We start from the raw sequence: 15,461 nt of genomic DNA, 5'->3' as shown, positions 1-15,461 counted from the left end.
CCCAGTGCCGACTTTCATCCGCTCCGCCCTGCTGGCCCTGGGCCTGGCGCTTGCCGCCCTGCCCGCGCTGGCCTATGACACCTCGGCGCGCGCCGCCTATGTGCTGGATCAGAGCACCGGCACCGTCCTGCTCAACAAGAACGCCGACGAGGCGCTGCCGCCTGCGTCGATGTCGAAGCTGATGACGCTCTACGTCACCTTCGAGGCGCTGCGCGATGGACGGCTGACGCTGGACGAGCGGTTGCCGGTGTCACAGCACGCAATGAGCTATGGCGGCTCGACCATGTTCCTCAATACCACCGACCGAGTGCGGGTCGAGGATCTGCTGCGTGGCATCATCGTGCTCAGCGGCAACGACGCCTGCGCGGTGATCGCCGAGGCGCTCAGCCCCGATGGCACCGAGGCCGGTTTTGCCCGCTTCATGACCAAGCGCGCCGAGCAACTGGGCATGACCCGCTCGACATTCGCCAATTCCAACGGCTGGCCGGCTGCGGGACATCTGATGTCGGTGCATGATCTGGCGGTGCTGGCCAATCGGTTGATCACCGATTTCCCCGAATATTATCCGCTGTTTGCCGAGACGGAATTCGCCTTTGACGGCCGCGCGCCCTCGAATGTCCGCAACCGCAACCCGCTGCTCAGGCTCGACATCGGCGCCGACGGGCTCAAGACCGGGCACACCGCCGAGGCGGGTTATGGTCTTGTCGGCTCGGCCCGGCAGGGCGACCGCCGGGTGATCTTTGTCCTGACCGGCCTCGAGAGCGAAGCCCGCCGCGCAGAGGAGGCCGAAGCGATCGTGAACTGGTCCTTTCGCCACTTTGCCACCAAAACCGTTGCCCGCGCCGACGACCCGGTCGCCCGCGCCGAAGTCTGGATGGGAGCAAAACAATCGGTAGGACTGGTTCCGGCCGAGGATCTGAACCTGCTGCTGCCGGTCCTGTCCGATACCAAGGTCGCGGCCGAAGTGGTCTATGACGGTCCGATCAACGCGCCCATTGCCAAAGGCCAGCAACTGGCCGAGCTGGTGATCAAGCCCGACGACCTGCCCGAAATCCGCCGCCCTCTGGTTGCGGCCGAGGCGGTGCCGGCGGGTGGCTTTGTGGTGCGGATCAAGACCGCCGCCAACCTGCTGCTGCGCCAGCTCAACGCCGGACCGGCGGAGGCGATGTGAGCGGCACGGGGCTGTTTCTGACCTTCGAAGGCATCGACGGATCGGGCAAATCCACCCAGGCGCGGCGGCTGGCCGAAACCTTGCGCGCGGCGGGTCATGACGTCGTTCTGACGCGCGAGCCGGGCGGCTCGCCCGGTGCCGAGGAAATCCGCCGTCTGGTGCTTGAAGGCGACCCCGACCGCTGGTCGGCGGAAACCGAGATCCTGCTCTTTACCGCCGCCCGCCGCGATCATCTGGAACGCACCATCGAACCGGCGCTGGCCGCGGGCCGCGTGGTGATCTGCGACCGTTTCGCCGACAGCACCCGCATGTATCAGGGCCTGTCGCGCGGCGATCTGCGGCAGCTGGTCGACCAGTTGCATGCGCTGATGATCGGACGCGAACCGGACCTGACCCTGCTGATCGACATGGACCCCGAAACCGGCCTGAGCCGCGCCAAGGGCCGGCAGGGCAGCGAGGAACGGTTCGAGGATTTCGGTCCCGAGCTGCAACAGCGCATGCGCGCCGGATTTCTCGACCTGGCGCGGGAATATGCCCATCGGTTCCGCATCATCGACGGCAATCGCGACATGGACAGCGTGGCGGCGGATGTGACAGAGATCGTTCTGACCCATCTGAACCGGACCCGATGAGCGACGACCTCCCCACCCCTGACCAGGCGCCCGGTGCACCGCATCCGCGCGAGACGCCCCGCCTGTTTGGCCAGGACGCCGCGGAACGGGCCTTTCTCTCCGCCTATGGCTCGGACCGGCTGCATCACGGCTGGCTGCTGACCGGGCCCGAGGGGGTGGGCAAGGCAACGCTGGCCTGGCGCATCGCACGCTTTCTGCTGGCCACGCCGCCGCAATCCGACGACGGGCTGTTCGGCGCGCCGCCGCCGCCGCAAACGCTCGACATCGACCCCGAACACCCGGTTGCGCGCCGGATGCAGGCCGGGGCCGAACCCGGGCTGGCGGCGATCACCCGCTCGGTCAACGACCAAGGGCGCTTGCGCTCCGAAATCGTGGTCGAGGATATTCGCAAGCTGGGCCGCTTCTTTGGTCTCAGCTCGGCCGATGGCGGGCGGCGCGTGGTGATCGTGGACAGCGCAGACGAGATGAACACCAGCGCCGCCAACGCGCTGTTGAAGATGCTCGAGGAGCCGCCCGCGCGCACCACGCTGCTTTTGGTGTCGCACCAGCCCTCGCGCCTGTTGCCGACCATCCGCTCGCGCTGTCGCACCCTGCGCCTGACACCGCTGTCACCCGCCGACATGCAGGCCGCACTGGAACAGGCGGGCGCCGGGACCGAGGCGATGCCGGAGCATCTGGCCGCGCTCGCCTCGGGCTCGGTCGGGCGGGCGCTGCGGCTCTTGAACCTAGACGGTCTGGCGCTCTATGCCGAGCTGATCGCGCTTCTGGACACGATGCCCCGGCTCGACCGCCCGCGCGCGCTGGCGCTGGCCGAGGCTGCGGCCGGGCGCGGCGCGACCGAACGGTTCGACCTTCTGCTGGGCCTTGTCGACATCGCCTTGGCCCGACTGGCACGTACCGGCGCCACTGGCATGCCCCCCCAACCCGAGGCCGCGATGGGAGAGGCGCAGGTTCTCTCTCGCCTCGCCCCCGACCCTGACAGCGGTCGCCGCTGGGCCGATGTTGCGGCCACCATCTCGGCCCGCGCCCGGCATGGGCAGGCGGTGAACCTTGACCCCGCAGCGCTTGTCCTAGATACGGTGTTCAAGATGCAGGATACCGCCAGCTGGGGCCGATGAGCACGACCGACACCACACCCGAGATCACCGACAGCCATTGCCACCTCGACTTCCCCGATTTCGAGGGGCAGCTGGACGAGATCGTGGCCCGCGCCGCGCGGGCTGGCGTCACCCGGATGGTGACGATCTGCACCCGGCTGAAGAACGAACCCGCCGTGCGCGCCATCGCCGAGGCGCATGCGCCCGTGTTCTATGCCGCTGGCACTCACCCGATGAGCGCCGCCGAGGAACCCATGGCCACGGTCGAGGAACTGGTGGCGCTGGCCCGGCACCCGAAATTCGTCGGCATCGGCGAGACCGGGCTCGACTATCACTACACCGCCGACAGCGCCGAGGTGCAGCAGCGCTCGCTGCGCATTCACATCCGCGCGGCGCAGGAAACCGGCCTGCCGCTGATCATCCACGCCCGCGCCGCCGATGACGACATGGCCCGCATCCTGGCCGAGGAGTACCAGCGCGCGCCCTATTCCTGCGTGATGCACTGTTTCTCCTCCTCGCCCGCGCTGGCGCGGGCCGCCCTTGATCTGGGCTTCTACCTGTCGATGTCGGGCATCGCCGCATTCCCCAAAAGCCAGGAGCTGCGCGATATCTTCGCCGACGCGCCGCTCGACCGTATCCTGGTCGAGACCGACGCCCCCTATCTGGCGCCGCCACCGCATCGGGGCCGGCGCAACGAACCGGCCTATACCGCCCATACCGCACGGGTCGGGGCCGAGCTGTTCGGGCTGGATTACGCCGAATTCGCCGCCCGCACGCAGGCCAATTTCGACCGGCTGTTCACCAAGGCCGCCCGCTTCAAGGCCGCCGCATGAGCGGCGAACTGCGCTTTACCATCCTGGGCTGCGGCTCTTCCGGGGGGGTGCCACGCCTGGGCGGGCATTGGGGCGACTGCGACCCCGAGAACCCGCGCAACACCCGCCGCCGCTGCTCGATGCTGGTCGAGCGTGAAGGCGACGCAGGTGTGACAACCGTGCTGATCGACACCACGCCCGACATGCGCAGCCAGCTGCTGGATACCGGTACCGGGCGGCTGGATGCGGTGGTCTATACCCATTCCCATGCCGATCATGTGCACGGGATCGACGATCTGCGCATGATCGTGTTCAACATGCGCGCCCGCATCCCGGTCTGGGCCGATGGCGATACCCAGAACGCGCTGTTGTCGCGCTTCGGCTATGCCTTTGTGCAGCCCGATGGCTCGCCCTATCCACCCATCCTAAAGATGAAGACGATCTCGGGCCCGTTCGAGATCGACGGCCCCGGTGGACCGATCGCCTTTCGACCGTTCCGGGTTGGTCATGGCTCGATCGACAGCCTGGGATTTCGCATCCACGATCTGGCCTATCTGCCGGACGTGGCCGAGATCTATGACGAGGCCTGGGCCGAGTTGCAGGATCTGGATTGCTGGGTGCTGGACGCGCTGCGCCGGACCCCACACCCGACGCATGCGCATCTGGACAAGTCACTGGACTGGATCGCACGCGCCGCGCCGCGCCGGGCGGTGCTGACCAACATGCATATCGATCTCGACCACGACACCGTGGCGGCCGAAACCCCCGATCACATCACCCCCGCCTATGACGGGATGGTGATCCGCTACGCGCTCTGAGGTCGCTCTGTCTGCGCGTCGCCATATGTTCCCGGCCCCGCAACAGGGGGCCGGCTGAACCATGTTTCAGGCGCTGATAGATGTTGTTCTGCCGGTTTTTCTGGTGATCGGCGCGGGATATGGCACAACGCTGGCGGGCTATTTCAAGCCCGAGCATATCGACGGGGTGATGCGGTTCACCCAGGGCTTCGCCATCCCCTGCCTGCTGTTCCGCGCGATTGCCAATCTGGATCTGAACGCGGGCTTTGACCCGGCCCTGCTGGCCAGTTTCTACATGGCGGCGTTCTTATGTTTCACCGCTGGCCTGCTCGGCGCGCGGTTCCTCTTTAACCGCGATTGGGAGGACAGCGTCGCCATCGGCTTTTGCTGCCTGTTTTCCAACTCGGTCCTCTTGGGCCTGGCCATCACCGAGCGCGCTTATGGCCCCGAAAACCTGGTTGGCAACTATGCCATCATCGCCATCCACTCGCCCTTTTGCTATGCGCTGGGGATCACCACGATGGAGGTGATCCGCAATCGCGGGCGCGGCGGGCGCAAGATGGTGACCTCGGTCCTGAACGCCATGTTCCGCAACGTGCTGATCCTGGGGATCGCACTGGGCTTTGTCGTCAATCTCACCGGAATCTCGCTGCCCCAGATCGCCGATGATGCGCTGTCGCTGATCGTCCGCGCGGCGCTGCCGGGGGCATTGTTCGCCCTGGGCGGGGTGCTGGTGCAATACAGACCCGAGGGGGACACCCGCGTGATCGCCTATATCTGCGCCATCTCGCTGCTGCTGCATCCCGGCCTGGTCTGGCTGTTCGGCTCGGCGCTGGCGCTGCCGCAGGACCTGTTTCGCTCAGGCGTGCTGAACGCGGCCATGGCGCCGGGGTTCAACGCCTATATCTTTGCCAATATCTATGGCCGCGCCAAACGGGTCGCCGCCTCGTCGGTGCTGGTGGCGACCGCGGCTTCGATCCTGACCGTGTGGATGTGGTTGATGCTCTTGGGGTGAGTTGGGTTGACTTCGCCGTCCCGCGCCCCACAACTCGGACCATGACAGAGACAACCGCCCTGATCGTCGCCCATGGCCAGCCCTCGGACCCGGACCCGGCCGAGGCCGCGTTGACCCGTTTTGCCGCACGGGTCGCTGCATCCGCCCCCGGCCTGACCGTGCATTCTGCCACACTGGCCGCTCCGGGCCGGCTGGAGGCCGCGCTGGAGAGCTTGCCCGAAACGGTGCCGATCTATCCCCTCTTCATGGCACGGGGCTGGTTCGTCACCTCGGCCCTGCCGCGCCGGTTGGGCCCGCGGGGCAATCCGATCCTCGATCCGCTGGGCATCGATCCCGACCTGCCCGCCCTGATCGCCGCGCATCTGTCAACGGAACTGGAGCAGCGCGGCTGGCCGGTGGCCGAAAGCGGGCTGGTGTTGGCTGCCCATGGATCGGGGCGCAGCCGCAACCCGAGTGCCGTGGCCCGTGGCTTTGCCGAGCACCTTCGGGCGCATCTGCCCGTGGCGCGCCTGTCCGTGGGATTTGTCGAAGAGGCGCCCTCGATCACCGAGGCCGCAAGCGGGCACGGCGCGATGTCGCTCTGCCTGCCCTTCTTTGCCTGCGCCGGCGGCCATGCCAACGAGGACGTGCCGCAGGCGCTGGAACAGGCGGGCTATGCCGGGGCGCTGTTGCCGGTTCTGGGTGACCTGCCCCCGGTTCCGGCGCTGATCGCGCGCCGGATTTCCGAGGCGGGCCGCTAGGCTCAGTTGCCGCTGGTCGAGGCCGAGAAGACCGGGATCGCAGGTGCCGCCGCAGCCGAAGTCGAGGCCTCGGTCAGCACGGCGACCCGTTCCGGCGTCTGCCCCAGCACGCCGGACCCGCTCTGCGCCGCGTTCAGTGCAAGCCGCATCCACTCACCGGCGCGTGCCATGCCGACCGGAGCGCCAAAGCCCTGACGCAGCTGGTGGCTCACCACCTCGCCATAGCCAAGCTGACCGGCCGACGCCAACAGCGTCGCCGAAGCCAGCGCCATCTCGGCGTTGTCGGTTCGGTATCCGACACCCAGACAGATCTTGCCGCCCGAAATCAGGCTGGCCATCGGCTGACCCGAGGCCTGCAAGAAGGCCGAAGTGGCGGCGACCACCTCGGACGGGGCCTTGGTGTCGATGTCCACCATCTGCGGCGCCATCGCCTGGGCCAGGCCATCGCATTGCTGCTCGACCTGTACGGCGGTCATGTTGGGAATCGTGACCTCGATCTGGCTTGCCTCGGTCATTGCCTGACTGCGGGCCTGGCAGAACTGTTCGTTCAATGCAAAGACCGGCTCGCGCACCTGGCCCGGACGGCTGGGACCGCCATTCGACGTCGTCAGCAGATTGACCTCGTTGCAATGGGCGTTGATCGAAACAGGTGTGGTCTGGGCGAAGCCGAAATTGGGCAGGGCCGCACCGGTCGCCGCCCGCGCGGTCACCACCTGCGACGTCTGCGGGGCCGTTGCCGCCATATGAGTCTGGGGTTGCACCGGCTGCACGGCCTGCGGGGTCTGGATACCAAGCTGCTCGTTGCGATAGGTGCGCAGAAGCCCGCCCTGCCCCTGGCTGGCCAGAATCTGATTGTACGGCGCAACATGGGCGCTGGCCAACGCGCGCTGATGCGAGGCGAGCAGGAACCCGCGCTCGTGATCGTCCAGATACCCGTCGATCGGATAGCCCATATCGGCCTGGAAATGCGAGATACCTGCCCGGCTGCGGCGGCCCAGAGACCCGTCAACGGTGCCGACATTATAACCGAAATAGTTCAGCGCGGTCTGCACTTCGCGGTTCTGCTGGCGCTGCGCCGAGGAGACACCGCTCGATTGATAGGTCTTGCGCGTGGTCTGCTGGCGCTGGCGCTGCTTGTTCTTGTGAACCTCGTTCACGATCAGGCCACCCAGCAGGGCGCCCCCGATCAGCGCCGCAGCCTCATCGGCTGCAGCCCGCTGGGCCGGTACCACCACCATGCTGGCAGCCACGAAAGATGCACATAGGCGTCGCTTCATCATGTCAATGACCTTTCCCTCTTGCCATTGACCGCGCGTAGACGGGCGCGCAACGGCCCGGTTTCGAAAATGACCTAAACTGGATCAATGCGACCAAACCCGAAGCACAAAGTCAAGGTCGTTGTGCTGCGGCGCACCTCCGCGGGGCATCAACTTGCCAGATTGCGGGCGGCGCCTTGCCCGGCCGCCGCCTCTTCCTGCGGGCTTGGCGTGGCCGCCCGCTCGAGCGGCTCGACCGAGGTTGAGGACTGGCCGGCCTCATAGAAGCGATGCGTCGCACGCCCGGCGCGCTTGGCAGCGTAAAGCGCCAGATCGGCGGCATGCAACAGGGTCGAGGCATCGGGCCGCGCGAATTGGCTGGACAGGACCGTGCCGACACTGGCCGAGATGTGGCACTCCTCACCGTTGAAGGGGATCGGCTCCTCCAGCCGGTCGATCAGTCGCCGGGCGATGCTGTCGAGCCGTTCACGCTCTTGCAGGTGGTTGAATATCAGCACGAATTCATCGCCACCGATCCGCGCCACGGTATCGTCGCCGCGAGTCTCTTCGACCATCACGCGAGCCACATGTTGCAGCACGTGGTCACCAGCGGCATGGCCCAGCGTATCATTGACCGACTTGAAATAGTCGAGATCCAGATGCATGAGCGCAAACGGTGTCGTCCCGGCCAGCAGCCGCGACAGGATATGATCCATCGCGCGGCGGTTCTTGAGCCCGGTGAGCGTATCGGTAAAGGCCTGCTCCTCGGCAGCGATCATCGCGCCCTGAAGCCGCAGGTTCAGCTTGCGCGAGGCCTCCATCGCCGCCGATTTCGCCTCGACCAGATAGAGCAGTTCGATGGCCAGATCGGTGCCCGAGAAATCGGCGCTGGTCAGTGCATAGTCACGCACCGCGTCCAGGATCGAGATGCCGAAGGACAGGTTGACGATGGCCCCCTGTTCGCCCGGCAGAGGCACGATCAGCCCCTTGAGCGCGGTGCGCGGTTCGTCCCGCAGGCTCAGATGCAGCTTGGCCCCGGAACTGGCCATCAGCGCCGGTACCGTCGCCACCGACCGGGGGCGCAGCAATTCGAAGGTCTCCAGAAACTTCTCGCCCTGCATCGGTTGCTCCGGACGCAGTTTCTGCAAGGTGGGCCCAACGCGGATCATCCGGCCAGAGCGGTCCAGCAGCACAAACATCGGACAGAGCCGTTCCAGCAGAAAGGCAAGGTCTTCCAGGTCAATCATCCCGCGCGCGCCCCCAATTCGAAACTGCGCCCCTCGGCAAAGGCGGTTTCGATCAGCGTGATCTCGATCACCTCGGCCTTGCCTCGGGTACCGGAGTGCTCCAGCATCACCAGCGCGCCGTAATCGTCAGCCATGGCGCGCAATACCCCCATCATCACATTGGCATAGCCCGGCAGACCCGTATGGCAGGTCAGGCTGAACCGGCCGCCCGATTCTTCGCGCAACTCCAGCGCAGGCAGATGCAGATCCGAGACCGCCAGCCGCGCCCGGTCGGGCAGATCATCCAGCGAATGCAGGAATTCCAGATATGTCACGCCGCCGAACCGCAACAGACGGCGCAGCGCCTCGGTATTCGGGTTGGACACCAGATAAGTGCCCAGATCCTCGAGCACCTCTCGCTGCGGGCGGCCCAGTTCCAGGCACAGTTCCTGCAAGACCCGCAACGAGGTCTCGTCATCATAGACAAGCATCGCCTCAAACTCGATAAAACCGAGATGTGCCGCCTCCGTGATCCGGATCCAGCGGCTCTGCCCATAGGTGTTGCATACAAAAGATTGTATGGCCCTGTTGATCAGCCCATGCATGGATGGTCCCCTAACGCTTGTCGGCACTGTCGCATCCGAAACATTAACAAAGCGCCAATAGCGCCCGGTCTTTACCTCGAATTGCTCCTATTCTTGGGGTGATATCAGCGAGCCACCGATATCCAGTGCCCGCTGACCGGAGGGTACGATGGAAAAATCGCCGTCCAGCGCCCGCATCAGCAGCGCCTGCTCGGCAGCGAGGTCATCGCCCTTACGCGGGTCACCTGCCGGGCGCAGAAATAGATCGCCCGCGGTGTTGCGTCGCAGATGGGTGGCGCGGACCAGTCCCAATTCGTCCAGATAAAGCACGATCGCCTGGTTCTCGGCCGATACGACCGGGCTCAACGCGCCGCGTATCAACACGCAGCCCGCCCGCCCGTCAGGCAGAGGGCGGGCGCAACCGTCACGCCAAATTTGCAGTTGATGCTGGGGAACACCATCCAGGTCTGCCTCGCTCAGCCCTTCCTCCTTTGGACGCACCTGCATCCGCGCCACCAATTCCGGCACAAGATCAGCGTTCAGCGGCAGTTCCGGCGTCTCGAAGAGATAGCGGCTGTCCACCTCGCGGGCGCGGTCCAGTGCGCGGATCAACCCGGCATCCCCCCGCGCAACCGCCAAATCGCGCAACTGCGCTAGCCCGGCCTGCCCGGCATGGCCCCAATCATGGGTCATCTCCCAGATCGGCAATTCAGCGCGCTCGGCGCGTGCGTCGGCATAACGCGCAACCTGGCTTGCCGTCGAAATGCGCAGGCTGTCCAAAAGCGGCGTCAGCCACAGGGCGGCGGACACAAGCACCAGAACGGCCATGGTCACGTTGAAACGGCGCAGGCGCGCGGTCCAGTCGCCACCGCGCAGCGCCAGCAGGCAATAGCCCAGGCCATAGATGGCCATCAGCCCCGCGCTGAGCGCCGCGAACAGGCGCGCGGGTGTCCAGCCGTAACCGACCACCCGAATGCCCAGCGCCCAGATCGCCAGCGCGATCGGCAGCGGCAGCAGGATGGCCAGCACCCGCGTGCTGGCCCGCAACCCGGGCGAAGCCACCGCATGCGCCTCATCCCGGTCAAGCGCAGTCGAGATCAGCGTGATCGCAGCGGCGGTGGTAGCCAACAGGATCGCCGCCGAGGACAAATCGCCGAACAACCCGTTCAACCCCCGAAGCGGCAGCGCCGCCAGAAACAGCGCAATCACCGTCAGTAGCAGCGGCAACAGCAGCCGCAACAGCCGCAACACCGGATAGGGAGAGACCCTGCCTCTGACCTCATGGATAACCGCAAGGGCAAAACCCAGCACCGCGCCGCTGAGCGCGTAAAACAGCACCGCCTTTTCCAGGATCAGGTCGATCACCCCGACCCCAACAAGGTCAAGCAGCGCATCCGAGAGCAGCAGCACACCCCAGAACAGGCCGACGAACACCCAGGCCAGCACAAAGCGCAGGGCGGTTTCCCAGGTGGCGGCAAACAGGCTGGCATAGTCGAACACGCGGCCCCGCCCTTCGGCCCGAACCACCAGGAACGGCAGCGCGACAAAGACGAAGCCCGCCAGCGCCAGCACCAATTGCGGATGCTGCAACAGGCGCGAGGCCGGGTCGAACCGGCTGGCCACCGACCAGGTCAGCAGGGTCGCGGGCAGCGACAGCCACAGGCTCATGACCGCGCCCCGCATCAGGCCCACCGGCCCCGCCAACGCCAATGTGGCGCCCGATTGCACCAGAACCAGGCTCAGCAGGCAGAGCCAGACCCTTTCGGGCAGCACCTCGCCACCCCAGACCTCGGCCAGCGCCCAAAGCGCCAGCGCGGCCAGCGTCCCGGCGGCGGCCTGCGCCAGCCGGTCCCGTATCGCAACCGTCACGTCCAGATCCGTCATGCCCGCCTCTTGCACCGCCTGCCCTGCCCCAGTCTACGGGGCGCACGCGGCGAATGCCAACGGCAAAGACGTCCGGGCAACCTGGTCAGAAATCCGTGGGCGCGCCGCCCTCGGCCTTGCGGCGGGCCACGAAATCGGCCAGTTCCTCGCGGATCCCTTCGTCCATCTCCGGCGCCTCGAAACTGCCGATGATCTCCTTGAACAGGTGATGGGCGCGCTCGGGCGTCCAGATGGCCCCTGCCGCCTCCCAGCCCTCGTAATTCTTCCAGTCGCTCAGGAAAGGCTGGTAGAACGCGGTGGTATAGCGGTCCTGGGTGTGCTGGATACCAAAGAAATGCCCGTCATTGCCCACCGCGCGGATCGCCTCCAACGCGATATCGTCCGGCGTGGTGGCATAGGTCGCGGGCTCCATATAGCGCTGGATCTGCTGGAGCACCTCGCAATCCATGATGAACTTCTCGGGGCTGGCGATCAACCCGCCCTCCAGCCACCCGGCGGCGTGATAGACCATGTTGGTCCCCGACTGCACCGCCGCCCAGAGCGAATTCGACGTCTCCCACATGGCCTGGCCATCGGGCACATTGGCGGCGCAGACCCCGGAGGACCGCACCGGCAGGCCGTAGAACCGCGCCATCTGGCCGGTCATCTGGGTGGCGCGCATGTATTCCGGCGTGCCAAAGGCGGGCGCACCGGATTTCATGTCCACGTTCGAGGTAAAGGTGCCGATCACACAGGGAATGCCCGGCCGCACATATTGGAACAGGGCAATGGCGCAAAGCGCCTCGGCCAGCGATTGCGCTACGGCGCCCGCCATGGTCACCGGCGCCATCGCACCCGCCAGCGTAAAGGGCGTAACCACGATCGCCTGGCCGCGCCGGGCCAGCCGCAGGCAGCCGTCGATCATCGGATGGTCGTGTTTCAACGGCGAGGTAGAGTTGATGTTGGTATACATCCGCGGCGTCGCCTCGAACTCCTCGTCACTGAGGCCTCCGGCGATGCGCACCATCTCCATCACGTCCTCGACCCGCTCCTTGCCCAGGCTATAGGCGTGCATGACCTTGTCCGAGATCGTGAGCTTGTCATAGAGCACGTCGAGATGGCGGACCGAGGCGTGGATATCCACCGGCTCGACCGGATAACCGCCCGCGAAATGGATACAGTTGAAATATTGCGTCAGTTTCAAAAGGTTGCGGCATTGCTCGCGATTTCCGGGCACCTTGCGACCGATCTCCATATCCCAATAGTTGGGCGGTGAGGAGACATTGCCGAACAGGATCACATTGCCGCCGATCCTGAGCGTGCGGTCAGGGTTGCGCGGGGTCAGGGTGAACTCGCGCGGCGCCTTGGCCACCATCTCCATCACCCAGTCGCGGCCCATGCGGACGATCTCGCCATCCACGCTGCACCCGGCCTCGCGGAACAGCGCCAATGCCTCTTCGTTGTAAAACGCGACGCCGATCTCTTCGAGGATGCGCATGGCGCCATCATGGATCGCCTCGACCCCCTCGGGGGGCAGCGGCTCGGTCGGGCGGTCGGTATTGACCGGCAGGCGCCACGGCATCTGTTCGATGACGGCCTTGCCCCTGCGGGCGGCGGCGCCGGCGCGGCCTCCGCCGCGGCGTTTGCGGGTATCGGTATCAGCCATGGAACCCTCCTGACATTTTGGTCAGGTTCCCATCTTGTCGGGGCAAAGCCGCTCTATCCACGACACGTCATGTCGCTTTTGGTCAGCGCAGCGGCGTATTGACGCAAATTTTCGCGTCAGTGCCCCAACCAGTCGCCGATATGGCCAATATGGGGCAGAACGACATCGGCATGAGGGGACAGATCCTCGGCCCCGGCCAGACCGGTGAGCACTGCCACCGTGGTCATGCCCGCCGCGCGCCCGGCCATCATGTCATGGGTGCTGTCGCCCACCATCGCCACCCGCGCCGGGTCGAGCCCGATCCGGTCGGCAAAGGCCAACAACTGCCCCGGCCCCGGCTTTGCCCCATGGCCGCTGTCGAACCCGGCGATGAAATCGAACCGGTCCGCCACCCCGACCGAGCCCAGATGCGCCCGCGCCGGGGCCTCGCCATCGTTGGTGGCAACGCCCAGCCTGAGGCCGCGCGCGCGCATCGCATCGAGAAAGGGCGCCAGCGGCACCGCCTGAACCTGCGGCGCGCGGGCGCTTTCCTCGTTGATCATGTCGACCAACGCGCCGTGGCTGACCCCCGGAAGCTCTGGCAGCAAAACCTCTGCGATCTCGCCCGGCGTGCCTGCGATCACCACACTGTCACGGGCATAGCGCGCGGCATCGAAATCGAAACCGATCATGGCGCCCAACTGCGCCGCACGTGCCGCATCGCCATCGCCGATGCGGATCAGAAAGGCACGCCCGAAGGCCCCCCAGGTGGCGGCAAAGTCAAAGAGTGTTCCGTCCTTGTCGAACAAGAGCGCGTCGATCGGCATGTGATATGGCTCCGTCTGTCTGGGTCAGGTCCAATGCATCTCGCCACCACCCAGAACGGCGCGCGCCTGCATCGGCTGATCATAAGCAATGCCCTGTTCATCGCAAAAGGCAATGACCCAGGCGTCGTCCATCGTCAGGAAATCCAGCACCGAGGCCAGAAACTGCCTGTCTCCCGCCCGCGCGCGCAGATCGCCGATATCGGCGCCGGTCGACCCCAGAAACACAGGCAACAGCTCGTCATTGGTCACCAGCCAGGTCAGCGCCTGCAAGGCCAGCGTTTCGGCGGCATCGGCGGAAATTCGCATGCAAGCTCCGGCTGGGAGAGGGTTGGAAAGGGTTTGTTAACCTGTCTCATAAACACTTTGACAAGAATTGGAAACAATAGTCGAAAGGCTGGGACCGTGCAGGGAACGATACTGATCCTCGACGGTGTCTCCACAAACCGGATCATGCTCAAGGTGCAGCTGTCGGCTGCCTGGTACCATGTGGTGCAGAGCGACCGGCTGGAGGGGATAGGCGCGTTGCTGCGCCGGGTGCGCCCGGATCTGATCCTGTGCGCGATGACCCTGCCGGACGGCACCGCGATGGATGCCAAGCGCGCACTGCTGGCAGATGAGAGCCTGGCAGGTATCCCGATGATCGCCATCGCCGGGCACAACGACCATACCGCCCGCCTGCGCGCACTGGAGAGTGGAATCGAGGACGTGCTGTCCCAACCCTATGACGACGTGGTCCTGCTGGCCCGGGTCCGCAGCCTGGTCCGCGCCTATACTGGGATCGAGGAATTGCGCCAGCAAAGTGGTGCGCGCGACATTGGCTTTGCCGAAGGCACTACGACGTTCCGCGGCCTGCCCCGGATCGCCGACATTGCGCTCGTCACCCAGACCCCCGGCACCGGCGCCATCTGGCGCAGTCGCCTCAAGGATCAGGTGGCGCATCGAATCGACCTGCACCGGATGGAGGATATTCAGCACCTGCTGCGCGACCGTGAACCGGATGTGATCGTGGTCGAGCTGAGCGACGGCGTCACCGGGCTGCGCCTGCTAGCCGATCTGCGCGCACGCGGCGCCACCCGCAATGCCGCGATCCTTGCGATTCCCAATCCAGCCAACGCGCACCTGGCCGCCGATGCGCTGGACCGGGGTGCCGATGACGTGATGCCCGGTGGCTTCGCCCTGCGCGAACTGGTGCTGCGGCTGGAAACGCTGCTGCGGCGCAAGGCCCGCTTGGACCGCTACCGCTGCACGCTGAATGCGCGGCTTCAGGCGGCGCTGACCGACCCGATGACGGGGCTTTGGAATCGCCGCCATGCCCTGCCCGAGCTGGATCGCATCCTTCACGAGGCCGGTTTGACCGGAGAACCCTATGCGGTGATGTTAGCCGATCTGGACCATTTCAAGGGCATCAACGACCGTTTTGGCCATCCCGCCGGCGACGCGGTGCTTATCGAGACCGCGCGGCGCCTAATCGGTCAGATGCGCGGCGGTGACCTGCTGGCCCGTATCGGGGGAGAGGAGTTTCTGATCGCGCTGCCCGGTGTCTCGCAAACCCAAGCGCTTGGTGCCGCCTCGCGGCTTTGTGCCCGCATCAATGGGGAACCCTTCGTGGTGCCGGGTCAGGCCCAACCGATCACGGTCACCACCAGTATCGGGCTTGTCACCGTCACCCCCGCCGGGACCGAACCACCGCTCAGCCCCGGCGAATTGATCGCACAGGCGGACCGGGCGCTCTATCGGGCCAAGGATACCGGGCGCAACCGGGTGTCGCTGGCCGATGCCGCAGCGGCCTGAACCAC

General features: G+C 66.0%; 15 protein-coding genes. 8 read left to right on the top strand and 7 right to left on the bottom strand.

Features of this window, described 5'->3' with window-relative positions; translation table 11 throughout:
• The first annotated feature begins 4 nt into the window (after positions 1-4).
• The 7 genes from AC2FNY_RS13310 to AC2FNY_RS13280 all read left to right on the top strand — a co-directional run bounded on the left by AC2FNY_RS13310 (position 5) and on the right by AC2FNY_RS13280 (position 6,264).
• Entirely contained in the window at positions 5-1,171 is a 1,167-nt protein-coding gene (locus AC2FNY_RS13310) for a D-alanyl-D-alanine carboxypeptidase family protein (protein WP_234139008.1), read from the top strand.
• Positions 1,168-1,803, top strand: a complete 636-nt coding sequence (gene tmk / locus AC2FNY_RS13305; protein WP_496802750.1) for a dTMP kinase — start codon at positions 1,168-1,170, stop codon at positions 1,801-1,803. The genes AC2FNY_RS13310 and tmk overlap by 4 nt, the downstream gene beginning before the upstream one ends.
• Positions 1,800-2,921: a DNA polymerase III subunit delta' gene (locus tag AC2FNY_RS13300; RefSeq protein ID WP_496802749.1), complete on the top strand. Its 1,122-nt coding sequence runs from the start codon at positions 1,800-1,802 to the stop codon at positions 2,919-2,921. Before tmk ends, AC2FNY_RS13300 begins: the two co-directional genes overlap by 4 nt.
• Complete coding sequence (locus tag AC2FNY_RS13295; RefSeq protein WP_496802748.1) at positions 2,918-3,733, top strand: TatD family hydrolase; 816 nt, start codon at positions 2,918-2,920, stop codon at positions 3,731-3,733. Before AC2FNY_RS13300 ends, AC2FNY_RS13295 begins: the two co-directional genes overlap by 4 nt.
• A complete protein-coding gene (locus tag AC2FNY_RS13290; protein WP_496802747.1) occupies positions 3,730-4,530 on the top strand; it encodes an MBL fold metallo-hydrolase in 801 nt (266 codons plus the stop codon). The genes AC2FNY_RS13295 and AC2FNY_RS13290 overlap by 4 nt, the downstream gene beginning before the upstream one ends.
• Positions 4,531-4,591: 61 nt before the next feature.
• On the top strand, positions 4,592-5,524 hold the full coding sequence (locus AC2FNY_RS13285) for an AEC family transporter (RefSeq protein ID WP_496802746.1): 933 nt from the start codon (positions 4,592-4,594) through the stop codon (positions 5,522-5,524).
• 41 nt (positions 5,525-5,565) lie between these two features.
• Complete coding sequence (locus AC2FNY_RS13280; protein WP_496802745.1) at positions 5,566-6,264, top strand: CbiX/SirB N-terminal domain-containing protein; 699 nt, start codon at positions 5,566-5,568, stop codon at positions 6,262-6,264.
• Between the two features lie 2 nt (positions 6,265-6,266).
• Here the strand turns inward: AC2FNY_RS13280 and AC2FNY_RS13275 are convergent, their stop codons facing one another.
• From AC2FNY_RS13275 to AC2FNY_RS13245, 7 genes are all read right to left on the bottom strand, one after another.
• Positions 6,267-7,544, bottom strand: coding sequence for a peptidoglycan-binding domain-containing protein (locus AC2FNY_RS13275; RefSeq protein WP_496802744.1), 1,278 nt, complete (start codon positions 7,542-7,544; stop codon positions 6,267-6,269).
• A gap of 146 nt (positions 7,545-7,690) precedes the next feature.
• Positions 7,691-8,767 (bottom strand): diguanylate cyclase domain-containing protein, encoded by a 1,077-nt coding sequence (locus AC2FNY_RS13270; protein WP_496802743.1) that lies wholly within the window; start codon positions 8,765-8,767, stop codon positions 7,691-7,693.
• Positions 8,764-9,351 carry a heme NO-binding domain-containing protein gene (locus tag AC2FNY_RS13265; RefSeq protein WP_234138999.1) on the bottom strand — a complete coding sequence of 196 codons (588 nt, stop codon included), beginning with the start codon at positions 9,349-9,351 and terminating at the stop codon, positions 8,764-8,766. The genes AC2FNY_RS13270 and AC2FNY_RS13265 overlap by 4 nt, the downstream gene beginning before the upstream one ends.
• Before the next feature lie 87 nt (positions 9,352-9,438).
• Positions 9,439-11,214 carry a hypothetical protein gene (locus AC2FNY_RS13260; RefSeq protein ID WP_496802742.1) on the bottom strand — a complete coding sequence of 592 codons (1,776 nt, stop codon included), beginning with the start codon at positions 11,212-11,214 and terminating at the stop codon, positions 9,439-9,441.
• An 85-nt stretch (positions 11,215-11,299) separates the two neighbouring features.
• Positions 11,300-12,859, bottom strand: coding sequence for a trimethylamine methyltransferase family protein (locus tag AC2FNY_RS13255; RefSeq protein ID WP_234169468.1), 1,560 nt, complete (start codon positions 12,857-12,859; stop codon positions 11,300-11,302).
• A 116-nt stretch (positions 12,860-12,975) separates the two neighbouring features.
• Complete coding sequence (locus AC2FNY_RS13250) at positions 12,976-13,665, bottom strand: HAD family hydrolase (RefSeq protein WP_496802741.1); 690 nt, start codon at positions 13,663-13,665, stop codon at positions 12,976-12,978.
• A 24-nt stretch (positions 13,666-13,689) separates the two neighbouring features.
• Positions 13,690-13,971, bottom strand: a complete 282-nt coding sequence (locus tag AC2FNY_RS13245; protein WP_234143516.1) for a DUF3572 domain-containing protein — start codon at positions 13,969-13,971, stop codon at positions 13,690-13,692.
• Positions 13,972-14,067: 96 nt separating this feature from the next.
• Between AC2FNY_RS13245 and AC2FNY_RS13240 the strand changes: the two genes are divergently transcribed.
• Positions 14,068-15,456: a diguanylate cyclase gene (locus AC2FNY_RS13240; protein WP_234166108.1), complete on the top strand. Its 1,389-nt coding sequence runs from the start codon at positions 14,068-14,070 to the stop codon at positions 15,454-15,456.
• Positions 15,457-15,461 lie beyond the last annotated feature (5 nt).

The sequence above is a fragment of the Ruegeria sp. BHSC223 genome, assembly GCF_059613025.1.
This window is presented reverse-complemented; position numbering and strand designations above follow the sequence as displayed.